General features: G+C 71.7%; 16 protein-coding genes. 9 read left to right on the forward strand and 7 right to left on the reverse strand.

The window, feature by feature from the left end; translation table 11 throughout:
- Nucleotides 1-29: 29 nt before the first annotated feature.
- Nucleotides 30-695, reverse strand: a complete 666-nt coding sequence (gene snpA / locus ACFC96_RS15920; protein ID WP_376255521.1) for a snapalysin — start codon at nucleotides 693-695, stop codon at nucleotides 30-32.
- Between the two features lie 197 nt (nucleotides 696-892).
- Here snpA and ACFC96_RS15925 point away from each other — a divergent pair, with 197 nt between their 5' ends.
- Nucleotides 893-1,834, forward strand: a complete 942-nt coding sequence (locus tag ACFC96_RS15925; RefSeq protein WP_376612739.1) for a LysR family transcriptional regulator — start codon at nucleotides 893-895, stop codon at nucleotides 1,832-1,834.
- A 16-nt stretch (nucleotides 1,835-1,850) separates the two neighbouring features.
- Here the strand turns inward: ACFC96_RS15925 and ACFC96_RS15930 are convergent, their stop codons facing one another.
- A complete protein-coding gene (locus ACFC96_RS15930; RefSeq protein ID WP_376612740.1) occupies nucleotides 1,851-3,941 on the reverse strand; it encodes a PhoX family phosphatase in 2,091 nt (696 codons plus the stop codon).
- Between the two features lie 227 nt (nucleotides 3,942-4,168).
- Between ACFC96_RS15930 and ACFC96_RS15935 the strand changes: the two genes are divergently transcribed.
- From ACFC96_RS15935 to ACFC96_RS15950, 4 genes are all read left to right on the forward strand, one after another.
- Nucleotides 4,169-5,842, forward strand: coding sequence for a VWA domain-containing protein (locus tag ACFC96_RS15935; protein WP_376612742.1), 1,674 nt, complete (start codon nucleotides 4,169-4,171; stop codon nucleotides 5,840-5,842).
- Nucleotides 5,843-5,972: 130 nt separating this feature from the next.
- Entirely contained in the window at nucleotides 5,973-6,986 is a 1,014-nt protein-coding gene (gene adhP / locus ACFC96_RS15940) for an alcohol dehydrogenase AdhP (protein WP_376612744.1), read from the forward strand.
- 127 nt (nucleotides 6,987-7,113) lie between these two features.
- Nucleotides 7,114-8,826, forward strand: coding sequence for a methionine--tRNA ligase (metG, locus tag ACFC96_RS15945; RefSeq protein ID WP_376255511.1), 1,713 nt, complete (start codon nucleotides 7,114-7,116; stop codon nucleotides 8,824-8,826).
- A 95-nt stretch (nucleotides 8,827-8,921) separates the two neighbouring features.
- Nucleotides 8,922-9,374, forward strand: coding sequence for a hypothetical protein (locus ACFC96_RS15950; RefSeq protein WP_376255509.1), 453 nt, complete (start codon nucleotides 8,922-8,924; stop codon nucleotides 9,372-9,374).
- A gap of 22 nt (nucleotides 9,375-9,396) precedes the next feature.
- On the opposite strand, the gene ACFC96_RS15955 is transcribed toward ACFC96_RS15950, so the two are convergent.
- On the reverse strand, nucleotides 9,397-10,314 hold the full coding sequence (locus ACFC96_RS15955; protein ID WP_376255507.1) for an intradiol ring-cleavage dioxygenase: 918 nt from the start codon (nucleotides 10,312-10,314) through the stop codon (nucleotides 9,397-9,399).
- 152 nt (nucleotides 10,315-10,466) lie between these two features.
- Nucleotides 10,467-12,236, reverse strand: a complete 1,770-nt coding sequence (gene aspS, locus ACFC96_RS15960) for an aspartate--tRNA ligase (protein ID WP_376255505.1) — start codon at nucleotides 12,234-12,236, stop codon at nucleotides 10,467-10,469.
- A gap of 132 nt (nucleotides 12,237-12,368) precedes the next feature.
- Between aspS and ACFC96_RS15965 the strand changes: the two genes are divergently transcribed.
- Complete coding sequence (locus ACFC96_RS15965; protein WP_376612746.1) at nucleotides 12,369-14,579, forward strand: SpoIIE family protein phosphatase; 2,211 nt, start codon at nucleotides 12,369-12,371, stop codon at nucleotides 14,577-14,579.
- Here ACFC96_RS15965 and ACFC96_RS15970 read toward each other — a convergent pair.
- The 3 genes from ACFC96_RS15970 to ACFC96_RS15980 form a co-directional block, all read right to left on the reverse strand.
- Complete coding sequence (locus tag ACFC96_RS15970; RefSeq protein ID WP_376255501.1) at nucleotides 14,510-15,616, reverse strand: AI-2E family transporter; 1,107 nt, start codon at nucleotides 15,614-15,616, stop codon at nucleotides 14,510-14,512. The two genes, ACFC96_RS15965 and ACFC96_RS15970, sit on opposite strands and share 70 nt — an antisense overlap.
- Nucleotides 15,617-15,692: 76 nt before the next feature.
- Nucleotides 15,693-16,655, reverse strand: coding sequence for a pirin family protein (locus tag ACFC96_RS15975; protein ID WP_376255499.1), 963 nt, complete (start codon nucleotides 16,653-16,655; stop codon nucleotides 15,693-15,695).
- A 119-nt stretch (nucleotides 16,656-16,774) separates the two neighbouring features.
- Nucleotides 16,775-17,242, reverse strand: a complete 468-nt coding sequence (locus ACFC96_RS15980; protein ID WP_127827615.1) for an SseB family protein — start codon at nucleotides 17,240-17,242, stop codon at nucleotides 16,775-16,777.
- A gap of 228 nt (nucleotides 17,243-17,470) precedes the next feature.
- On the opposite strand from ACFC96_RS15980, the gene ACFC96_RS15985 reads away from it, so the two are divergent.
- The 3 genes from ACFC96_RS15985 to ACFC96_RS15995 all read left to right on the forward strand — a co-directional run bounded on the left by ACFC96_RS15985 (nucleotide 17,471) and on the right by ACFC96_RS15995 (nucleotide 23,776).
- Complete coding sequence (locus ACFC96_RS15985; protein WP_376612748.1) at nucleotides 17,471-19,297, forward strand: acyl-CoA dehydrogenase; 1,827 nt, start codon at nucleotides 17,471-17,473, stop codon at nucleotides 19,295-19,297.
- A 143-nt stretch (nucleotides 19,298-19,440) separates the two neighbouring features.
- Nucleotides 19,441-20,736 carry a M18 family aminopeptidase gene (locus tag ACFC96_RS15990; protein WP_376255495.1) on the forward strand — a complete coding sequence of 432 codons (1,296 nt, stop codon included), beginning with the start codon at nucleotides 19,441-19,443 and terminating at the stop codon, nucleotides 20,734-20,736.
- Nucleotides 20,737-20,827: 91 nt separating this feature from the next.
- A complete protein-coding gene (locus tag ACFC96_RS15995; protein WP_376612750.1) occupies nucleotides 20,828-23,776 on the forward strand; it encodes a BTAD domain-containing putative transcriptional regulator in 2,949 nt (982 codons plus the stop codon).
- The last annotated feature ends 60 nt before the right edge of the window (nucleotides 23,777-23,836 follow it).

Genomic DNA, 23,836 nt, shown 5'->3' on the forward strand with positions numbered 1-23,836 from the left:
ACGTCGGCCGGTGAGAGCCGGCGTGAGGGTCAGCCGGTCTTGGCGGACTTCTCCAGCGACTTCAGGGCCTTCGCGAAGCCGTTGGCCCACAGCTGGTCGACACGGGACTTCTCGTTCGCGTCCGGATACGGGTTCGTGCAGGACGTGCCCGGGCCGCCGCCCGACATCAGCTCGCTGCACGGCCCCTCGTAGTGGTCGGGGAGCCCGAGGACGTGACCGGTCTCGTGCGCGGTCACCCGGGTGGAGTCGTACTCCTGGTTCTGCGCGTAGTCCAGGAAGACGTAGCCGCTGCCGTGCCCGTCCGTGGACGCGTACGAGCCGCGCGGGTCGTTGCCCTCACGGTAGGAGAAGTCGCCGCCGCCCGAGGACGCCTGGAGCTTCACGTTCGACACGGAGGAGTTCCATATCGACGTGCTGTTGGCTATCTGCTGCGCGAAGGACGGGGCGCCCGACGCGTCGTACGTGACGGTGACCGACGCGGCGTGCGGGTGCGCGGCGCGCTTTTGCGCCACCGACTTCAGGACGGCCTGGAAGAACGCCTTGTTGGCGGCGGCCTCCTCGGCCGAACCCGCGTAGTGGGTGTAGCCGGCGACGACCGGGGCCGGGGCGGCGGACGCGGGGGCCGCGGTGGCGAGCGCGCCGGCGGCCAGGCCGATGCCGGCCGCGACCGAGGCGTAGCGCAGGGAGAGCTTCATGTGGGGGGCTCCTCCTCGTTCCGTGAGTGGGGGTTACGTGAACGGTTCGGTACGAGGGAGAGTGTGGTGGCGCACGAGGCCCGTGGGGATGATGGCAATTGGCGATAGGACGGAGCTATCACCCGCCCAACTCGCCCGTTTCGGTTCGCATTTGGACGTCTGGTGCGACCTCCGTGACCGCCTTACGCTCGATGCCCATGGAGCTCGAGGTGAGGCACCTGCGCGCGCTGTGCGCCATCGACGACACCGGGAGCCTGCACAAGGCGGCCCGTCTGCTCGGCATGACCCAGCCGTCCCTGTCCACCCAGCTCAGGCGCATCGAGGAGACGCTCGGCGGCACGCTCTTCGCCCGGGAGCGCACCGGCTGCCGCGCGACCCCCCTGGGCCGCGTCGTCCTCAGCCGCGCCCGCCCCCTCGTGGACGGCATGCGCGCTCTCGTCACGGAGACCAGGGCGGCCGCCGCACCCGCCGCGGGCGGCCCCCAGCTGCGGATCGGTTCCACGGCGAGCAGGGCCCTACCGGGCTGGCTGCGCCGGCTGCGGCAGCGCGAACACCCGCCCGGCGGCGAGCCGGCGCTCCGCATGGACGTCTCCGCGAACGCGCTCCTGCGGCTCGTCGGCGACGGACAGCTCGACGTGGCGTTCGTGCACGAGGTCGAGGGCAGCCCGCTGCGCGTCCCGCCGGGTCTGCGCTGCCGCGTCCTGGTCGAACGCGAACCCCAGTACGTGTCCCTGGCCGCCGACCATCCGGCGGCCCGGCGACGCGTCGTACGCCTCGCCGACCTCGCGGACGACCGGTGGATGGTCGACCCCACCGTCGACGGCGAGTGGCACGGGCTCCTGCGGGTGCTCCGGGCCGCCGGCCTCAACCCCCTGATCCTGCACGGCGACTACCTCACCGCGGCGTCCCTGGTCGCCACGGGCGAGGTCGTCACCCTGTGCCAGCCGACCTCACGCGGCCGCCCCGACATGGCCATAAGGCCTCTCGACGGCGACCCGATCGGCGTACGCCTCGTCGTCGCCGCCCGCACGGAGGCCGAACTGGACGCGGTCTACGGGGACTTGGAGGACGCCTACTGGGAAGCGGCCCGGCAGGCACCCGCGTATCGGGAGCGCCTGCCGGACGCGGCATCGGCCTGAGGCGGCCCGGGCCGGATCAGACGCCGATGTCGCCGCCGTCCTCGCGCCACACGCAGACCACCGACGGACGGACGATCCTCCCCGGCCCGTCGGGCCACGCGCTCGCCGGCTTCTCGACCGACGCGCCGTCGACCTCGCCCGGGTGCTGCACCGCGACGAGGACCCGCCGGTCCTGGACCAGCGGACCGCAGGTCTCGGCGCCGTTCGGCATCGTCAGGAACTGCTTGAGCTCACCGCGCCGCTCGCCCCGCGTCGCGACGCCGAACAGGCCGTCGTGCGTGCCGAGCGCGTTGCCGTCCGTGGAGATCCACAGGTTGCCGTGCGGGTCGAAAGCGACGTTGTCCGGGCAGGAGATCGGGCTGACCCGGTCCTTCGGGAAGCCCGCGAAGTACGTCGCCGGGTCGTTCGGGTCGCCCGCGACGAGGAAGAGCGACCAGCCGAAGGCGGTGGCGTCGGCGCGGCCCCGGTGCTCGGTCAGCTCCAGGATCTGCCCGTGCTTGTTGAGGTTGCGCGGGTTCGCCTCGTCGACGGGCGCCTTGCCGGCCTTGCCGCGGTCCGAGTTGTTCGTCAGCGCGACGTAGACCTTGCCGGAGTGCGGGTTCGGCTCGATGTCCTCGGGACGGTCCATCTTCGTGGCGCCCACCTTGTCACCGGCGAACCGCGTGAAGAGGTAGACCTCCTCCGCCGTCATGCCGTCGACGTGCGAGACCGCGCCGTGCGGGCCCGCCGTGGCGAGCGGCAGCCACTCGCCGCCGCCGTCGAACTCGCCGTCCGCGGGCAGCTTGCCCGTGCCGTCGATCTCGGCGGCCGGGGAGTTGCCGGTCAGCCGGGCGACGTAGAGGGTGCCCTCGTCGAGGAGCGTCAGGTTGTGCTCGTGCGCAGCGCGCGAGCGGCCCTTGGCGACGCGCTTGCTGCTCACGAACTTGTAGAAGTAGTCGAACTTCTCGTCGTCGCCCATGTAGACGACCGGGCGGCCGTCGTCGGTCAGGCGCGGCTGCGCGGCCTCGTGCTTGAAACGGCCGAGCGCGGTGCGCTTGCGCGGCGTCGACTCCGGGTCGTACGGGTCGAGTTCGACGACCCAGCCGAAGCGGTTCGCCTCGTTCGGCTCCTTGGCCAGGTCGAAGCGGTCGTCGAACCGCTCCCACTTGCGCTCGGAGGCCTCGCCGGTCACGCCGTAGCGCTTGAGGCGGGCGGCCGTGGCCGGGTCGGTCACCTTCGCGGCATTCGCGAAGTACTGGTTGAAGTTCTCCTCGCCGTGCAGCGTGGTGCCCCACGGGGTGGTGCCGCCCGAGCAGTTGTTGAGCGTGCCGAGGACGGTACGGCCGCGCGGGTCCGCCTTCGTCCGCACGAGCGCGCTGCCCGCGACCGGGCCCGAGAGGCGGAACTCGCTGGTGGCGGTGAGACGGCGGTTGAGCTGGTGACGCGTGACGGCCGTCAGCCTGCCGTCGCGCCGGGACTCCTCCACGACGACGACCGACAGACCGTGCGCCGCCCAGGCGGTCTCCACCTGCTCGCGCGTCGGGTTCTCGGGGTCGTACCCCTTGAACATCAGGATCTCGTCCGTGTACTCGTGGTTGGCGACGAGGACCTGGCGGCCGTGCTCACCGTGCAGGGGCAGGAGGCTCAGGAAGTCGTTGTTGTAACCGAACTGTCCTGCCTGGGCCGTTGCGGACTGCTTGTCCGGGTCGAAGGCGGGCGCTCCGCGCAGGATGGGCTGGCCCCAGCTGATGACGACGTTCTGGGCGTGGCCCTCCGGGACGGTGACCCGGTCCGCCGTGTTCGGCGCGACGGGCGTGAACCGCAGTCCGCGCGCCCCCTTGTCGCCCTTGTGCGCTACGCCCGTTGCCGCTCCCGACGGCGTGGCGGCCACGGCCTGCGGGGCCCCCGAGCCCACGACCGTACCGGCCGTCGCGGCGGCGACGGTCACGACGGCGGCCGTGCGCAGCATCGAGCGGCGGCTCAGCGCACCGGCGATGACATCACCGACGTACTCGTTGGAACTGGTGTTGGGCACCTCCTGGAAACAGGCGTCCCCACAGCGGAACCGGCAGGTCAGCGCGGCACGGCCCCCGTTGTGCGAGCCGATGAGCGGCAGCGTTTTACGCACTCTTTTCCTCCCCTTTACGGTCACTCGGGCGTGACGCTAGGGGCGTGGCCGAGCGCGGAGGGGGACGGCGGGTGAACGAGCGGTGAACCTGTGCCGGGCGTGCGGCAGTTGCATGGCCTTCGCCCGGGTGGGCGACCCTGCCCAAGATCACGGAACGTGGCGGCTAACCTTACGTGTCCGCCCTGGCCAGGGGTTACGGAAACCAACTCATGCGAAGGGTTGCGCACATGGGCATTCGGAATCTCCTGCGGAACGCGTTCGGAAGGTCGCGGAAGTCCTCGCGGGGTGACGAGGCGGCAACCGCCGCACCCGAGGCGGCGGTCCCGGCACCGGCCGGCGAGGCGACCCTGCCGGAGGCTGCGCCCGCCGCCTCGGCAGATGCGCCCGAGGCCGCGCCCGCCGAGGCAAAGGTAAAGGTGCCCGCACCGTCGACCGAGCCGACGCCCGCGTCGTCGACGCGCGAGGCGGACGACCTGGTGGCCGCGGCGTTCGACAACGTCAAGGTCCCGAAGCCGTCGGCGCCGGTGGACGAGAAGCCCACCGCCGACGCAGAAGCGGAACCGACCACGCAGCCCGCGGAGAGGGCGACCGAGCCGACGGCGGAGACGGCGACGGAGACGGCGGCGGAGGCTGCCGCACAGCCTGTCGCCGAGCCTGACGTGAAGGCCGAGGCGGAGGCTGCCGCAGAGCCCGCCGCCGAGCCGGAGGCCGAGGCAGAGACGGAGGCGGAGGCTGCCGCAGAGCCCGCCGCCGAGCCGGTGGTGAAGGTGAAGGCGGAGGCGTCCCCCGAGGCCCTCGTCGAGCCCGTCGCCGAGACCGCACCGGAGCCCGAGGCCCTCGTCGAAGCCGAAGCGGAACCGGCGGCCGAGAGCCCTGAGCCCGTCGTCGAAGCCGAAGCGGAACCGGAGGCTGACGCAGAGCCCGTCGCCGAGCCGGAGGCGAAGACGGAGGCCGAGGCCGTCGCCGAGACCGAGCCGGAGGCCGAGCCCGTCGCCGAGCAGCCCGAGGCCGTGGTCGCGCCCGCGCCCGCCGCTCAGCCCGAGCCGGAGGCCGCCGCCGAGCCGGTCGCCGAGACCGAGCCGGAGGCCGCCGCCGAGCCCGTCGCCGCGGCCGCGTCGGAGCCCGAGGTCGTCGCCGACCCCGAGCCCATCGCGGAACCCGCGCCGCGGGCCGTCGCCGAACCCGCGCCGCAGGCCGTCGCCGAGGCCGGTGTCAAGGCCTCCGCCCCCGCCCTGTCCCTCGCTCGGGTCAAGTCGCGTGCCCCGGGGCTCGCCGCCGCCTACAAGGCCGCCGGGAGCGCGCTCAAGAAGAACGACCTCGCCGGGGTCCGGGCCACCGTCTACCTCGTACTCGACCGGTCGGGTTCGATGCGTCCGTACTACAAGGACGGGTCCGCGCAGGCGCTCGGTGAACAGGTGCTCGCCCTGGCCGCGCACACCGACCCCGAGGCGACCGTGCACGTCGTCTTCTTCTCCACCGACATCGACGGCACCGGCGAGCTCACCCTCGACGGGCACGAGGGCCGCGTGGACGAGCTGCACGCATCGCTCGGCCGCATGGGCCGTACCAGCTACCACCGCGCGATCGAGGAGGTCGTGGCGCACCACGAGAAGTCGCAGTCGCAGACGCCCGCCCTGGTCGTCTTCCAGACGGACGGCCCCCCGGACGCGAAGGGCCCGGCCAATCAGGCCCTCGCGGACGCGGCCCGGCACCCGCTGTTCTTCCAGTTCGTCGCGTTCGGCGAGCACGAGGCCAAGGGCTTCGACTACCTGCGCAAGCTGAAGGCGCCCAACGCCGCGTTCTTCCACGCGGGCCCCACCCCCCGCGAGCTCACGGACTCCGAGCTGTACGAGGGGCTGCTCGCGGACCTGCCGCGATGGCTGGGCTCGCAGCAGGCCTGACCCCCGCACCCTCCGCGCCCCCTGTCCCCGCCCCCGCGGGACAGGGGGCGCCGCCGTTTCCCCCCGCGCCGTTCCCCACGAATCGGGAGAAGCTGGAGGAATTCCGGCACCGAGGGAAGGACCGCGCACCATGAAGGCCGCCGTAGTCACCGACTTCACCCGGCCCCTGGAGATCCAGCACCGCGTGATCCCGCGCCCGGCCGCGCAGCAGGTCCTCGTCCGCATGGAGGCGAGCGGGCTGTGCCACACGGACATCCACGCCGCCGCCGGTGACTGGCCCGTCAAGCCGGTCCCGCCGTTCGTCCCGGGCCACGAAGGCATCGGGATCGTCGAGGACCTGGGCGAGCGGGTCGGCCACATCAACATCGGCGACCGCGTCGCCATCGCCTGGCTGGGCGAGGCGTGCGGCTACTGCGACCACTGTGTGTCCGGCTGGGAGACGCTCTGCCTGGAGCAGCGGAACAGCGGCTACTCGGTCGACGGCTCCTTCTCCGAGTACGCCGTCGCGCACGGCGACTACGTCGTGAAGGTCCCCGACGGCCTCGACCCCCTGGACGCCGCGCCGCTGACCTGCGCGGGAGTGACGACGTACAAGGCCGTGAAGGTGTCGGGCGCCGGCCCCGGCAAGCGCGTCCTGATCTCCGGGATCGGCGGCCTGGGCCATCTCGCGCTCCAGTACGCGCGGATCGCGGGCGCCGAGACCGTCGCCGTGGACGTCACCGACGACAAGCTGCGCCTCGCGCACGAGCTGGGTGCCGACCATGTCATCGACGCCCGTACCCGGGACGTCGCCGAGACGGTGCGCGGGCTGGGCGGCGCCGACGTCGCGATCGGGCTCGCCGTGTCGAACGCGTCGCTCCGGGCGGCGTACGGCTCCCTGCGCAGGCACGGCACGCTCGTCCTGGTCGCGCTGCCCGCCGGGGGCACCCTGGAGCTGCCCGTCTTCGAGCACGTGCTCGAAGGCAAGAGCGTGATCGGTTCGATCGTCGGCACCCGGCAGGACCTCGCCGAGGTCTTCCAGCTGCACCGCCTCGGCCGTACCCGTGTCATCCGCGAGCAGCGCAGGCTCAAGGAGGTCAACGAGGCGATCGAGGACATCCTGGCGGGCCGGGTCACGGCCCGCCTGGTCTTCGACTTCCGCTAGGCACCGCACGCCCAGGGCCGTCCACCCCGTAAATACCGGGAGGGGCGGCCCCGCCGTGTCGGATACGATTCTTTGATTCGACTGACGTACACCGTCACCGCACGCAGCGACTTGGGAGCAGCCCCCGATGGCTCGACACCTCATCACCAGCGCCCTTCCGTACATCAACGGAATCAAGCACCTGGGCAACATGGTGGGGTCCATGCTCCCGGCGGACGTGTACTCCCGGTACCTCCGCCAGCGCGGCCACGACGTCCTGTACATCTGCGCCACCGACGAGCACGGCACGCCCGCCGAGCTGGCCGCGAAGGAGCAGGGACTGCCGGTCGCCGAGTTCTGCGCGCACGCGCACGACGTGCAGAAGGCCGTGTACGACGGCTTCGGCCTGGCCTTCGACCACTTCGGCCGCAGCTCGTCCGCGGAGAACGCGGAGCTCACGCAGCACTTCGCGCGCAAGCTGAACGAGAACGGCTTCATCGAGGAGCGCGCGATCCGTCAGGTGTACTCGCCTGCCGACGGCCGCTTCCTGCCGGACCGCTACGTCGAGGGCACCTGCCCGCACTGCGGCTACGACAAGGCGCGCGGCGACCAGTGCGAGAACTGCACGCGCGTCCTGGACCCGACGGACCTGATCAACCCGCGCTCGGCGATCTCCGGCTCCACGGACCTGGAGGTCCGCGAGACGAAGCACCTCTTCCTGCTCCAGTCGAAGCTGCAGGTCGAGGTCGAGGAGTGGATCGCGCGGACCGCGGGCGAGTGGCCGCAGCTGGCCTCCTCCATCGCCCGCAAGTGGCTGACCGAGGGCCTGCACGACCGCGCGATCACCCGTGACCTGGACTGGGGCGTCCCCGTCCCGGCCGACACGTGGCCGGAGCTGGCCGCCGAGGGCAAGGTCTTCTACGTCTGGTTCGACGCCCCGATCGAGTACATCGGCTCGACGAAGGAGTGGGCGGACCAGAACCCGGCGGACCGCGACTGGAAGTCGTGGTGGTACGAGGCCGACGACGTCCGGTACACGCAGTTCATGGCCAAGGACAACGTCCCGTTCCACAGCGTGATGTTCCCCGCCACGGAGATGGGCGTGCGGGAGCCGTGGAAGAAGGTCGACTACCTCAAGTCCTTCAACTGGCTGACGTACTACGGCGGCAAGTTCTCCACGTCGCAGAAGCGCGGCATCTTCACGGACGCCGCCCTGGAGATCCTCCCGGCCGACTACTGGCGCTACTTCCTCATCGCCAACGCGCCGGAGTCCGACGACTCCTCCTTCACGTGGGAGCACTTCACGGCCACGGTGAACAAGGACCTCGCCGACACCCTCGGCAACTTCGTGAACCGCGTCCTGTCCTTCTCCCGCAAGCGCTTCGGTGACGACGTGCCCGCGGGCAAGGAGGCCGGCGAGGCGGAGGCGAAGCTGGGCACGGAGATCGCCGCGCTGCTCGCCGAGTACGAGGCCCAGATGGAGGCCCTCCAGTTCCGCAAGGCCGCGTCCGCGCTGCGCGCCCTGTGGTCGGCGGGCAACTCCTACCTGGAGGAGAAGGCCCCCTGGCTGGAGATCAAGGCCGACCCGGAGGCCGCGGCCCTCACGCTGCGGACGGCGATGAACCTCATCCACCTGTACGCGGTCGTGTCCGAGCCCTTCATCCCGGCCTCGTCGAAGGCGATGCGCGGCGCGTTCGCGCTGGCCGACGACACGGCCACGTGGGTCACCGCCGAGCAGGCGAAGGCCCTGGACACCGTCCCCGCGGGCACGGCCTTCACGGTCCCGCCGGTGCTCTTCGCGAAGATCACCGAGGAGGACCTGGAGTCCTACCGCGAGCGCTTCGGCGGCGCTCCGGAGTAACGCATTCCGGGGGAAAGGGGTGCGGGGACAGGTCCCCGCACCCCTTTCCCGTACCCCGCTACTGGCATGTCCACGACCGCGATTAGGGTTTCGCCATGCCAGTTCCCGCAACCATCCCGATCGCCCACGAGCCGGACCACCGCACCGCCACCATCGGCCGGTACACGGACGGCCAGTTCCTGGCCACGGTGACGTACGCCTTCCCGGAGGGCTACCGCCCCGACGACGGCTGGGAGGAGCACAAGCGTCTCTACGCGGTGCTCCACACCTTCGACGCCTCGGGCAGGTACCGCGACTCGGAGATCTGGTGCGCGGGGACCTGGGCCGAGGGTGCCGAACTCGCCCAGGCCCACGCCCACTTGGACAAACTCCTGGCAGCCCTGCCCGGCCGCACCTACGGCGACATCGCCGTCCGCCCGTTCCGGCTCGCCGTGGACCGCGTGCTGTTCGGCCTGATCGCCGAGGACGACGACGAGGGCGGCTGGGCCGAGCTCTACCCGGACCGCCTCGGCTTCGGTGAACCGTGGGACGGCCGGTACGACACCTGAGCGCAGCCCGCGGCGGCGCCCGTCAGGAAGCCGTCGAGGCGGAAGCGCCCGGCTGCGTGTCCGTGCTGTCGTGCGTCTCGTCGGGCGCCACCGCCATCGTGATCGACCCGATGACGCCCTTCGCGATGCGCCCCTTGCCGTACGTCAGCTTCAGCAGGCCGCCCGTCGTCCCGCTCTGGTCGTAGATCGTGTCCTCGGTCAGCGTCGTGCGCTCGGTCGTGCTCGTCGAGTACGGCGCGACCTTCCCCGAGGCGATGACCGCCGCCTCCTCGAAGAAGAACTGGCCGGTGTGACAGGTGTGGCCGCCCTCGTAGCCGGCGTCGGTCCACTTGCCGTCCACATGGACCTTGGTGTGGATGTGCACGGCACGGCCCCGGTACCAGCCGGGGAAGATCGTCCTGAACTCGACGCTGCCGTGCTTGTCCGTCTTCCAGGTGCCCCGCAGATACCGCTCGTCGTCGGTGGGCTCCTCGTGCCCGCCGCCACCGCCGCCCCCGGGCGGGGCGCCCGTCGGGGTGCCGGACGGCTGGTCGGTCGGAGCGCCGCTCGGGGCGTCACTCGGGGCGCCGCTCGGGGGCGTGCCACCGCCGCCTCCGGTGGAGAGGGACTCGTACCCGGAGTAGATCCCGAGCGCGTCGCAGTGCCAGATGTCGACCGCCGCGTTCCGCAGGGGCTTGCAGGTCTCGGCGTCGATCACCTTGAGGCGGAGGACCATCGGGATGCCCTCCTTGTCCTCCGTGATGTCACGGCGGAGCTTGTCCGCGTCGATGTAGTACGGGCCCTCGGTGGTCTCCGAGGTGAGCTTGTAGCAGGAGTCGGCCTCGGACTTGCTGTCGGCGGTGTCCGTCTCCCCGGCGAACGCGTCGGCGGCGATGGAGCCCCCGACGCCGACGGCCGCCACGGCGGCTCCGCCCGCGAGGATGACCTTCCGGCGGGTCATGTCACGTTTGTGCGCTGGTCCCTGAGTCTCTGTCATGGGAAACGAAGCTAGGACCGCCACCTGTCAGGGACATGGAGATGCGCTGTGAGTCCGCACAGCGAAGGGGCCGGAACCGATCAACGGTTCCGGCCCCTTCGGACGACTGGCGGGTGCTACTTCTTCTCGCCCACCGGCTTGCGCAGCTGGATGTTCAGCTCGCGCAGGCGCGTCTCGTCGAGCTCCGTGGGCGCGCCCATCATCAGGTCCTGCGCGTTACCGTTGAGCGGGAACGCGATGGTCTCGCGGATGTTCGGCTCGTCGGCGAGGAGCATGACGATGCGGTCGACGCCGGGGGCGATCCCGCCGTGCGGCGGGGCGCCGAAGCGGAACGCGCGGAGCATGCCCGCGAACTGCGCCTCGACGGTGTCACGGTCGTAGCCCGCGATCTCGAAGGCCTTGAGCATGATCTCGGGCTCGTGGTTCCGGATCGCGCCGGAGGACAGCTCCACGCCGTTGCAGACGATGTCGTACTGCCAGCCCAGGATGTCCAGCGGGTCCTTGGTCTCCAGGGCCTCCAGGCCGCCCTGCGGCATGGAGAACGGGTTGTGCGAGAAGTCGATCTTCCCGGTGTCCTCGTCCTTCTCGTACATCGGGAAGTCGACGATCCAGCAGAAGCGGAAGACGCCCTCCTCGAAGTGCCCGGCACGCTTGGCGGCCTCGACACGGACGGCGCCCATGATCTTGGAGACCTCGTCGAACTCGCCCGCGCCGAAGAACACGGCGTGGCCGGCCTTCAGGCCGAGGCGCTCGGTGAGGACCTTGACGTTCTCGTCCGTGAGGAACTTCGCGATCGGGCCCGTGAGGGACCCGTCCTCGGCGACGCGGACCCAGGCCAGGCCCTTCGCGCCCTGCTCGACCGCGTAGTCGCCGAGGCCGTCGAAGAACTTGCGGGACTGCGACGCGGTGTCCGGGACGGGCAGCGCGCGCACGTGCTTCCCGGCGAACGCCTTGAACTCGGAGCCCTCGAACACGTCCGAGATGTCGACCAGTTCGAGCTGGGCGCGCAGGTCCGGCTTGTCCGAGCCGTACTTGAGCATCGACTCGCGGAACGGGATCCGCGGGAACGGGGACGTGACGTGGCGGCCGCCGCCGAACTCCTCGAAGAGCTCGGTCATCAGCTTCTCGATCGGCTGGAAGACGTCCTCCTGCTCGACGAAGGACATCTCCACGTCGAGCTGGTAGAACTCGCCCGGCGAGCGGTCCGCGCGGGCGTCCTCGTCACGGAAGCAGGGCGCGATCTGGAAGTAGCGGTCGAAGCCCGAGATCATCAGCAGCTGCTTGAACTGCTGCGGGGCCTGCGGCAGCGCGTAGAACTTGCCCGGGTTGAGGCGCGAGGGGACGACGAAGTCGCGGGCGCCCTCCGGGGAGGTGGCGCTGAGGATCGGCGTCGCCATCTCGTTGAACCCGAGAGCCACCATCTTGGAGCGGATGGAGGCGATGACGGACGAGCGCAGCATGATGTTGCGGTGCATGCGCTCGCGGCGCAGGTCCAGGAAGCGGTACTCCAGGCGCCGCTCCTCGTTCACCCCGTCGTCCGCGTTGATCGTGAACGGGATCTGCTGGGCAGCGCCGAGCACCTCGACCTCGGCGGCCTCGATCTCGATCTCGCCCGTGGGCAGCTCGGAGTTGACGTTGTCGGCGCCGCGCGAGACGACCTTGCCGTCCACGCGGACGACCGTCTCCTTGGTCAGACGGTCGAGGACCTCGGCGGCCGCGGTGCCGGGGCGGGCGACGAGCTGCGTGATCCCGTAGTGGTCCCGCAGATCGATGAAGAGGATGCCGCCCAGGTCGCGCCGATTGTGCAGCCAGCCGCTCAGCCGGACGTCGGATCCGACGTCAGAGGCGCGGAGCTCGCCGCAGGTGTGGGACCTGTACCGATGCATCGTCGTTCATCCAGTCTTTGCGATTGGGGATTGGCCGGGCATGCCCGAAACCCCAGGGTACCGGCCGCCTCAAGATCGCTCTGCGAATAGTCTCGGTGGCCGTTCACGATCACCTCTTCTTAGAGTGGGGCCATGCGCACTGGTGACCCCCTGCCGCCCGTGGGGGACGTTCTCGCCGCCCTCGACACCGGTGTGTGGCGGTGGGACAACCGGGCCGGGCTGGTCACCTTCGACGCGGAGGCAGCCCGGCTGCTCGGTCTGCCCGCGTCCCGGGTGACGCTGCCGGAGGCCGCCGTACGCTCCCGATTCCACCCCGTCGACTGGAACGAGATCTACGGTGTGGTGCAGCTCGCCGTCGCCGAGGGCACCCTCGCCGAGGCCCGGCTGCGGATCATGGACGATCAGGGCGTGGTCATCAGGACCGTACGCAGCCGCTCCAAGCCGCTCGTGCACGGTGACTCGCACGCGTACGAGCTGATCGGCACGCTCCAGGAGGTCAGCGAGCCCACGCCAGGGTCCGCGGCGCGCACCCCCGTGACCGGGGACTGGCGGCGCTCGCGCGAGGCGTTCCTGCTGGACGCCGGGCGGGCGCTCGCCGAGGCGGGGTCCACGGAGGAGGTCCTGCGGGTCGCGGCCGGGCTCTCCATGCCGGGGTTCTCGCCGGACGGCCTCGCCGTCTTCGGCGTCGGCGGCGACCGGCTCACGGTCATCGGACACCACGGGCACGAGCCGGGCGAGGAGGGGCCCTTCACGGACATGCCCCTGGACACCGACTATCCGGCGGCCGAGGTGGTGCGCACCGGCCGCGCCGTCTATCTGTCGTCGCCCGAGCAGTACCGCCTGCGCTACCCGGCCGCCTGGCCACTGGCCCAGCGCTTCCAGCGCCAGTCCTGGGCGTTCCTGCCGCTCATCGTGGCCGGCCGCACCATCGGCACCTGGATGGCCGGGTTCGCCTACCCGGTGTCCTTCACTCCCGACGAGCGCTCCGTCCTGACGACGGTGGCGCGCATGCTGGCGCAGGCCCTGTCGCGGGCCGGGATCACCGAGTCGGAACGGGAGCTGACGGACGGACTCCAGCGCTCGATGCTGCCCACGCTCGGCCCCGAGATCCCGGGGATGAGCGTCGCCGCCCGCTATGTGCCGACCGGCGGCGGCCTCCAGGTCGGCGGCGACTGGTACGACATGATCCCGCTGCCCACCGGGCGCATCGCGCTCGTCATCGGCGATGTGCAGGGGCACGACGTGCGGGCCGCCGGCCTGATGGGACAGCTGCGGATCGCGCTGCGGGCGTACGCGGCCGAGGGACACCGCCCGGACGCCGTCCTCTCCCGTGCCTCACGCTTCCTGTACGGGGTCACCGACTCCATCACGTACGGCTCCACCGGCGGCCCCGGCAAGGACGTCGAGAAGGGCTCGGAGGCGGGCGACCCACGCTTCGCGACCTGTCTGTACGTGGAGGCCGACCCGAAGACCGGGATCCTGGAGATCGCCCGAGCCGGCCATCCCGACCCCGCGATACGCATGACCGACGGAACGGTCCTGGTGCGGCCCACCGCCGGCGGGCTGCCCCTCGGCGTCGACCCCGACGCCGACTACCCCACGACCCGGCTCGCGCTCGAACCCGGCGACACCCTGCTGATCTGCACCGACGGCCTCATCGAGACGGGCGGACACGACCTCGACACCGGCTGGGCGCGCATCCGCGGCATCCTCGAGGAGCACGGCGGGCACGCGGAGCACTCCACCGACCCCGACCGTCTGGAAGACCTGGCCGACGCGCTCGTGCGGGCCGTGCACGGCCCCTTCTCGCACTACACGACGGGCCCGCTCGCCGACCGGCGCGAGGACGACATAGCGGTGCTGCTCCTCGCCAGGACGGGCCTGCCCGAGGCGCCCGTACCCGCGCGCCGCACCGTGATGACCGTCGCCCAGGCCGAGCCGGAGCGGGTCGCCGCCGCGCGCCAGCACCTGCGCGAGCTGCTGCACGACTGGACCGACGAGGACCAGGTCGACTCGGCGGTCCTGATGATCTCGGAGATGCTCACCAACGTCCTCGTCCACACGGACGGTGACGCGCTCCTGGTCGCCGAGGTCGCCGACGGGCCCGCGCGGCGGCTGCGCGCCGAGGTCACCGACTCCAGTGACGACCTGCCGCACAAGCGCCACCCGGGCGAGCTCGCGTCGTCCGGGCGCGGCCTCGTCCTGATGGACCTGCTCGCCGACCGCTGGGGCGTGGACCCGAGGGGCGAGGGCAAGAGCATCTGGTTCGAGCTCTACGAGTCCTCCGCCGACGTTTCACGTGACCCCCCCGACGGCGCCGACGGCCCCTCGCCTGCGGAGTAGCGCTTGCGCAGCTCCCCGATCACCCCGAAGACCGCCGCCGTCACCGGCACCGCGAGCAGCATGCCGAGGATGCCCGCGACGGAGGCGCCCGCCGTGATCGCCAGCATCACCATCGCGGGATGCATCTGCACGGTGCGGGACTGGATCATGGGCTGAAGGATGTGGCCCTCCAGCTGCTGCACGGCCAGGATGACGCCGAGCGCCCACAGGGCGGTCACCCAGCCCCGGTCGGCCAGTGCCACCAGGACGGCCACCGCGCCGGAGATCGTCGCCCCGAGGTAGGGGATGTACGCGGTGACGAAGACCAGGGAGCCGAGCCCGACCGCGCCGGGCACCCGCAGGATGAGCAGACCGACGGTGATGCAGACCGAGTCGATGAGCGCGATCAGCGTGGTCCCGCGCATGAAGCCCTCGACAGCCTGGAAGGCCCGCCGCCCCATCGCCTCCAAGGTCTCCCCGGCCCGGCCGGGCGCGAGGCTGTGCGCGAGGCCCGCGGCGCGGTCGGAGTCCTTGAGGAAGAAGAAGGTGAGCAGGAGGGCGAGAACGCTGGTCGTCAGGAGCGAGCCGAGGACGGACAGCCCGGCGATCACTCCGCTCGCGGCGCTGGCGCCCCATTTGGACAGCAGCTTCTGGAGGCTTCCGGCCGCGGATCCGAGGTCGTCGGCCACGGTGATCCCGAAGTGGCTCTTGATCCAGCTGCCGGCCTCCCGCACCGAGTCGACGATCTGGTCACCGGTTTCGATGAGGGTCCTGACGACGATGTAGCCGGCGCCGCCGACGACGGCGACGAGGGCGACACACGTGAGGGCCGCGGCGAGCGCACGGTTGACCCTCCTGCGGATCAGCCAGCCGTGCACCGGCCCGAGCAGGGCCGTGCCGAGCAGGGCGAGCAGCAGGGGCGTGACGGCCGTCTTGAAGACGATGCACAGCCAGACGCCGACGGCCGCCACCCCGGTGACGAGCAGCGCCAGGGCGCACCAGGCCGCGGTGCGGCGGGCTGGTTCGGGAAGAAGCGGCTTACCTGTACCTGGGTGCACCCCCACAGGGCATCACGCGCGCGTGGCCCCGACCTTCCGGACGGGGCCACGCGAGTGACGGGCAATCAGATACCGCTTACGTGTGCGGGATCCGCTCTCCCGGGATGACCCCGAGCCGGCCCGCCTGGAAGTCCTCGAACGCCTGCTGGAGTTCGTCGCGGGTGTTCATGACGAACGGACCGTAGTGCGCCATCGGCTCCCGGATCGGACGCCCGCCCAGGAGGACGACCTCGAGGTCCGGGGTGTGGGAGTCCTGCGTCTCGTCCGCGCGGACGGTCAGCGAGGAGCCCGCGCCGAAGACGGCGGTCTGGCCCATGTGGACCGGCCTGCGGTCGGTGCCGACGGTGCCGCGGCCGGCGAGGACGTACGCGAGGCCGTTGAACTCCTCGCGCCACGGCAGCGTCAGCTCGGCGCCGGGGCGGACGGTCGCGTGGACCATCGTGATCGGCGTGTGCGTGATGCCGGGGCCGTCGTGGCCGTCGAGCTCACCCGCGATGACGCGCAGCAGGGCGCCGCCGTCGGCGGTGGTGAGGAGCTTGACCTGGCCACCGCGGATGTCCTGGTAGCGGGGGTCCTTCATCTTGTCGGCGGCCGGGAGGTTCACCCACAGCTGGAGGCCGTGGAAGAGCCCTCCGGACATGACGAGCGCCTCCGGCGGCGCCTCGATGTGCAGGAGGCCCGAGCCGGCCGTCATCCACTGGGTGTCGCCGTTGGTGATGGTGCCGCCACCGCCGTTGGAGTCCTGGTGAACGAAGGTGCCGTCGATGATGTAGGTGACGGTCTCGAAGCCGCGGTGCGGGTGCCAGGGCGTTCCCTTGGGCTCTCCGGGCGCGTACTCCACCTCACCCATCTGGTCCATCATGATGAACGGGTCGAGGTACTTGTAGTTGATCCCGGCGAACGCTCGGCGCACCGGGAAGCCCTCGCCCTCGAATCCGCTGGGCGCGGTCGTCACGGCCAGCACGGGGCGTGCCACGGCATCGGCGGACGCGGCCACACGGGGCAGGGTCAGCGGGTTTTCGACGGTCACTGCAGGCATGTCGGGACCTCCTTGTGCTTCAAGTTTAGTTGAACGTAGAACTTTCTGCCACCTGGAACGCGGAACGCCCGGAGGGAATTCCCTCCGGGCGTCGTGGATGCCTGCGCGTGCGGTGACCGCTAGCCGTACATGCGGCGCATCGCGAAGTCGACCATCTGCTCGACCGCCTTGGCGTCGAAGACCATCCGGTGCTCGCCCTCCATGTCGAGGACGAAGCCGTACCCGGTCGGGAGCAGGTCGATCACCTCGGCGCCGGTGATCACGAAGTACTTGGACTCCTTGCCCGCGTACCTGCGCAGCTCCTTGAGCGAGGTGAACATCGGGATGACCGGCTGCTGGGTGTTGTGCAGCGCGAGGAAGCCGGGGTTGTCGCCGCGCGGGCAGTAGACCTTCGACGTGGCGAAGATCTGCTGGAAGTCCTCGGCGGCCATCGAGCCCGTGGTGAAGGCGCGGACCGCGTCCGCCAGTGACGGAGGTGACGGCTCCGGATACAGCGGCGGCGCCTGCTGGCCGTACCCGCCCTGCATGCCCTGCTGCGGCGGCGCGTACTGCTGCCCGGGTCCCGCGGTCTGGTCGTAGCCGTACATGGAGGCCAGACTACCGAGCGGGGGCCACGGCGGGGGCGCCGTTAGACCCTGCTCACATTGGCGGATCAGGGGTTGCGCGTTATTACCGACGGGTAGCATCATCGTAGGCACTTGCTACTTGCGAGTAGTGCGTGTTTACGAAGATCCCGCCCGCCCGCCACCCGACCACCACCCCTCAACGGGGCGCTACGCGCCGCCCTATTGATTGAGCCAAACGGAGCCGTCGCCATGGGGCACTACAAGTCGAATCTCCGCGACATCGAGTTCAACCTCTTCGAGGTGCTCGGGCGCGACAAGCTGTACGGCAGCGGCCCGTTCGCGGAGATGGACGTCGACACCGCCAAGAGCATCCTCGACGAGGTCGCCCGCCTCGCCGAGAACGAGCTGGCCGAGTCCTTCACGGACGCCGACCGCAACCCGCCGGTCTTCGACCCGGAGACCAACACCGCTCCGGTACCGGCCAGCTTCAAGAAGTCGTACCAGGCCTTCATGGACTCCGAGTACTGGCGCCTGGGCCTGCCCGAGGAGATCGGCGGCACCACCTCCCCGCGCTCCCTGATCTGGGCCTACGCGGAGCTGCTGCTCGGCTCGAACCCGGCGGTCTGGATGTACTCCTCCGGCCCGGCCTTCGCCGGCATCCTCTTCGAGGAGGGCAACGAGGCGCAGAAGAAGGTCGCCGAGATCGCCGTCGAGAAGCAGTGGGGCTCCACGATGGTCCTGACCGAGCCGGACGCCGGCTCGGACGTGGGCGCCGGCCGCACCAAGGCCGTCCAGCAGGAGGACGGCTCCTGGCACATCGAGGGCGTGAAGCGCTTCATCACGTCCGGTGAGCACGACATGTCGGAGAACATCCTCCACTACGTGCTCGCGCGCCCCGAGGGCCACGGCCCCGGCACCAAGGGCCTCTCCCTCTTCCTGGTCCCGAAGTTCCACTTCGACTGGGAGACCGGCGAGCTGGGCGAGCGCAACGGCGTCTACGCGACGAACGTCGAGCACAAGATGGGCCTCAAGGCGTCCAACACCTGCGAGATGACGTTCGGCGACCGCCACCCCGCCAAGGGCTGGCTCATCGGCGACAAGCACGACGGCATCCGCCAGATGTTCCGCATCATCGAGTTCGCCCGCATGATGGTCGGCACGAAGGCGATCTCCACGCTGTCGACGGGCTACCTGAACGCGCTGGAGTACGCCAAGGAGCGCGTCCAGGGCCCCGACCTGGCCCAGTTCATGGACAAGACCGCCCCCAAGGTCACCATCACGCACCACCCGGACGTGCGCCGCTCGCTCATGACGCAGAAGGCGTACGCGGAGGGCATGCGCGCGCTCGTGCTGCACACCGCCGCCGTCCAGGACGACATCGCGGTCAAGGAGGCCACGGGCGAGGACGCCGCCGAGCTCCACGCCCTCAACGACCTCCTCCTGCCGATCGTGAAGGGCTACGGCTCGGAGAAGGCCTACGAGCAGCTGGCGCAGTCGCTCCAGACGTTCGGCGGCTCGGGTTACCTCCAGGAGTACCCGATCGAGCAGTACATCCGCGACGCCAAGATCGACACCCTGTACGAGGGCACCACCGCGATCCAGGGCCAGGACTTCTTCTTCCGGAAGATCGTCCGCAACCAGGGCGCCGCGCTCAACGGCCTCGCCGAGGAGATCAAGAAGTTCCTCGCGGTCGGCACCGGCGGCGAGGAGCTCGCCCCGGCCCGTGAGGCGCTCGCCAAGGCGGCCGTCGAGCTGGAGGCCATCGTCGGCGTCATGCTGACCGACCTCGCGGCCACCGAGCAGGACACCAAGAACATCTACAAGGTGGGCCTCAACACCACCCGCCTGCTGCTCGCCTCCGGCGACGTGGTCGTCGGCTTCCTGCTGCTGCGCGGCGCCGCCGTCGCCGCCGAGAAGCTGGGGACCGCCTCCGCCAAGGACCAGGCCTTCTACCAGGGCAAGATCGCCGCCGCGAAGTTCTTCGCCGCGAACGTCCTGCCGGGCGTCGGCCTGGAGCGCCGCCTCTCCGAGAAGGTCGACCTCGACCTGATGGAGCTGGACGAGGCCGCGTTCTAGTCACCGGCCCGCCCGTGGTCACCGGCGCCGCCATCCGGACACATCCGGGTGGCGGCGCCGTCGTGTCGAGACCGGCCGAACCCCCGGCCGCACCCGCGCGGACCCCCCGCGCGCCGGGCCGAAGGCTCGTTAGGCTGACCCGCATGAGCAACCCCTCCCGCTTCGACCGCGGTCACACCGACGACCTCATGTCCTTCCTCGCGGCCAGCCCCTCGCCGTACCACGCCGTGGCGAACGCCGCCGCGCGCCTGGAGAAGGCCGGATTCCGCCAGGTCGCCGAGACCGACGCGTGGGACGGGACGACCGGCGGCAAATACGTGACGCGCGGCGGCGCGATCGTGGCGTGGTACGTCCCCGAGGGCGCCGCGCCGCACACCCCCTTCCGCATCGTCGGCGCGCACACCGACTCGCCGAACCTGCGCGTCAAGCCGCTGCCCGACATGGGCTCGCAGGGCTGGCGGCAGGTCGCCGTCGAGATCTACGGCGGCCCGCTCCTCAACTCCTGGCTCGACCGGGACCTCGGACTCGCGGGCCGGCTCACCCTGCGGGACGGCTCGACGCGGCTCGTGAACATCGACCGGGCACTGCTGCGCGTGCCGCAGCTCGCCATCCACATGGACCGCTCCGTCCACACCGACGGCCTCAAGCTCGACAAGCAGAAGCACATGCAGCCCATCTGGGGCCTCGGCGACGACGTCCACGAGGGCGACCTCATCCGGTTCCTGGAGCAGGAGCACGGACTCGCCGAGGGCGCCGTCACCGGGTGGGACCTGATGACGCACTCCGTCGAGGCGCCGTCCTACCTCGGCCGCGACAAGGAGCTCGTCGCCGGACCCCGGATGGACAACCTCCTGTCCGTGCACGCGGGAACGGCCGCCCTCGCCGCCGTGTCCGCCTCGGACGACCTCCCCTACATCCCGGTCCTCGCCGCCTTCGACCACGAGGAGAACGGGTCGCAGTCCGACACCGGCGCCGACGGACCTCTGCTGGGCGGCGTCCTGGAGCGTTCGGTGTTCGCGCGCTCGGGCTCCTACGAGGACAAGGCCCGCGCCTTCGCCGGGACGGTGTGCCTGTCGTCCGACACCGGCCACGCCGTGCACCCCAACTACGCCGAGCGCCACGACCCCACCCACCACCCGCGTGCCGGCGGCGGCCCCATCCTCAAGGTCAACGTCAACAACCGCTACGCCACCGACGGTTCGGGCCGCGCCGTGTTCGCCGCCGCGTGCGAGAAGGCCGGCGTGCCCTTCCAGTCGTTCGTCTCCAACAACGCCATGCCCTGCGGCACCACGATCGGCCCGATCACGGCGGCCCGCCACGGCATCAAGACCGTCGACATCGGCGTCGCGATCCTCTCCATGCACAGCGTCCGCGAACTGTGCGCCGCCGACGACCCGTTCCTCCTCGCGAACGCCCTCGCCGCGTTCCTGGAGGGCTGACCTTCCCGACAGGCGGTGCCCCGCGGCCCGCGGACCCCCCGGCGGTAAACTCGACCTTTGCCGTGCGGGGGGCCAAGGAAGGACACGGGCCGTGGAGTTCAGGATTCTCGGCACCGTCGCGGTGGCGACGGAGACCGGCGAACTGCCTCTGGGCCCCGCCAAACGCTCCGGCCTCCTCGCGATGCTGCTGCTGCGGCCCAACAGCGTCGTCCGCGTCGAGCAGCTGATCGCCGCCCTGTGGGAGGACGAACCGCCCCTCCACGCCAAGGCCGTCCTCCAGAGCCACGTCTCGCGCCTGCGGGCCCTGCTCACCGCGCACGACGCCGAGATGTACGGGGTCCGCCTCACCACGCAGGGCTCCGCCTACGCGCTCCAGCTCCCGGAGACCCTCCTCGACGCCCACCGCTTCGAGGAACTGGTCGCCCTCGCCCGGCTCCAGCACCGGCCCGCCGACACCGTCCAGATGCTCCGCGAGGCCCTCACCCTGTGGCAGGGCCCCGCACTCACCGGCACCGTGCGCAGCGCGCCCCTGGAAGCCGCCGCACTCGCCCTCGAAGAGCTGCGCATCGCCTCCGTGGAAGGACTGTCGGAGGCGTACGGGCAGCTCGGCGAGCACACGCGGGCGGCAGCCGTCCTGCGTCCCGAGTCGGTGGCCCACCCCCTGCGCGAGTCGCTCGCCGCCGCGCTGGTCCTCGCGCTCGGCCGCTCCGGGCGGCAGTCCGACGCCCTCGACCACTACCACCGCACGCGACGGCTCCTCGCCGACGAACTCGGCGTCGATCCCGGGCCGGTCCTCGTGGCGGCGTACCGGACGATTCTGGGGACGCCGTCGGTGCAGGCGCCGCCCCAGGCCGCGTTCGCAGCCCAGCCGCAGACGCCGGCGCGGCCGAGGCCGTCGGCCGGTCCCGCGGGCACCGTCCCGCCGCCGCGGCCCGTGTCCGACGATCCGGCCGACGGCACCGGGCCCGCCCCGTCACCTTCCCTGCCCCTGTCACCGCCTCCGGGGGCCGCCTCGCCGCCCGCCGGGGCGGGAACCCCGAGCGCCCCCGACAGCGCGTCCGGCCAAAAGCCCCGGACCGACGCCGCATCCGGACACCCCGCCGACCCCCACCCCGAACACCCCACCGCGCCCACCCCCGTACACACCCCCGTCGAACCCCCCACACCCACGCCCAACCTGCTGCCCCGCCTCCCGCGTGGCTTCTCCGGGCGCGAGGCCGAGCTCGGCGCTCTCGACCAGGCGCTGGCCGGCGACGACGCGCCCGTCTGTCTGCTGACCGGGCCCGCCGGCGTCGGCAAGACCGCGCTGGCCGTGCACTGGGCCCACCGCCGCCACGCGCGCGCCGGCCGGTTCCCCGACGGCGTCCTCTTCGCCGACCTGCGCGGCTTCAGCGACACACCCGCCCCCGAAACACCCACCGTGCTGCGGGAGTTCCTCCTCGCCCTCGGCGTCCCGGCCCGGCGGATCCCCGAGACCACCGCCGCGATGGGCGCCCTCTACCGCTCCCTCGCCGCGCACCGCCGCCTCCTCGTCGTCCTCGACAACGCCCGCACCTCCGCCCAGGTCCGCCCCCTGCTCCCCGGCGGCGACCACTGCGCCACCCTCATCACCAGCCGCGACCGGCTCGGCGGCCTCATCGCCTCCGACGCCGCGGCCCCCGTGCCCCTGAACCCCCTGCCGCCCGGCGACGCGGCCGGACTCCTCGCCGCCGTGCTCGGCGAAGAGCGCGTGGCCGCCGAACCCGAGGCCGTCGAACGCCTCGCGGGCCTGTGCGACGGACTGCCGCTCGCCCTGCGCGTCACCGCGGCCCGCCTCGCCGAGCGCCCCGACGGCACCCTGGCCGCGATGGCCGGTGAACTCGCCGACGAACAGCGCCGGCTGAGCCTGCTCGACATCGAGGACACCGGCGTATCGGCCGCGCTGCGGCTCACCGTCCGGCACCTGCCCGCACCCGCCGCCGAACTCTTCACGCTCGTCGGACTGCACACCGGATCCGACCTCGACCGCTTCACGGCCGCCGCGCTCGCCGGCACCACCCCCGACGAGGCGGACGCCGCGCTCGGCCGGCTCGCCGCCGCCCATCTGGTCGCCGAATCCGCCGGAGGCCGCCGCACACCCCACGACCTCGTACGCCTCTACGCGCGCACCCTCGCGCCCGAGCCCGCCGCCGAACCACTCGGCCGCCTCCTCGACCACTACCTGCGCACCGCCCTCGACGCGGCCGCCGCCGCCCACCCCGAGAGCCGGCCCTGCTGCGCCCTGCCCGCGGACGTGCGTCCGCCCGCCGCCGTACGGGAGTTCCCCGACCGCGCCGCCGCGCTCGACTGGTTCGAGGCCGAGCGGTCCGGCCTGGAAGGCGCCGTCGCCGCGGCCGCCGGCGCCGGACTGCACGACCGGGCCTGGCGGATCGCCCTCCTGCTGTGGCCCGTGATCCTGCTGCGCGTCGGCGACGGCTGGGTCCCGCTGCTCGAACAGTGCCTCGCCTCCGCGGAGCACGAGGAGGACCCGGACGCCCAGTCGCGGGCCCGCGCCCTGCTCGGCTGGGTCCTCCACGAGGAAGGCAGGGACGACGAGGCCCTCGTCCACCTCGAACAGGCCCCCGGACTCGCGGCCCGCGCCGGCGACGTCACCAGCGAGGCCATCGCCTGCGTCAACCTCGCCGTCGCGCTCAACGGCACCGGCGAGCACGACCGCGCCGGGCTCCTCCTGTCCCGCGCCGTCACCCTCGCCGTACAGGCCCAGCACCCGCCGACGGAGGCGCTCGCGCTGCACCACCTGGCCCGGCACTGCCTCGACGCCGGCGCCCACGAAGCGGCCCTCTCGCACGCCGTACGGGCCCTCGACATGACCTCGTCCGACGAGGCCGCCCGGCGCGTGCTGCTCCAGACCGCGTGCGGCGAGGCGCTGGCCGCGCTCGGACGCCCCGCCGACGCCGCCGACCTGCTCGGACAGGCCCTGCGGACAGCCGAGTCGACGGGTTTCGAGGACGGCGCGGCAGCCGCGCGGAAGATGCTGGACGGGCTGCCAGCGGATCGTTAGCGGCACGCAAGCCGATCGAGAGAGGCACCCCCGAAGCTGAGATCAGCGCCGAGACAACGG

Source organism: Streptomyces sp. NPDC055955, assembly GCF_042270245.1.
Classification (GTDB): Bacteria; Actinomycetota; Actinomycetes; order Streptomycetales; family Streptomycetaceae; genus Streptomyces.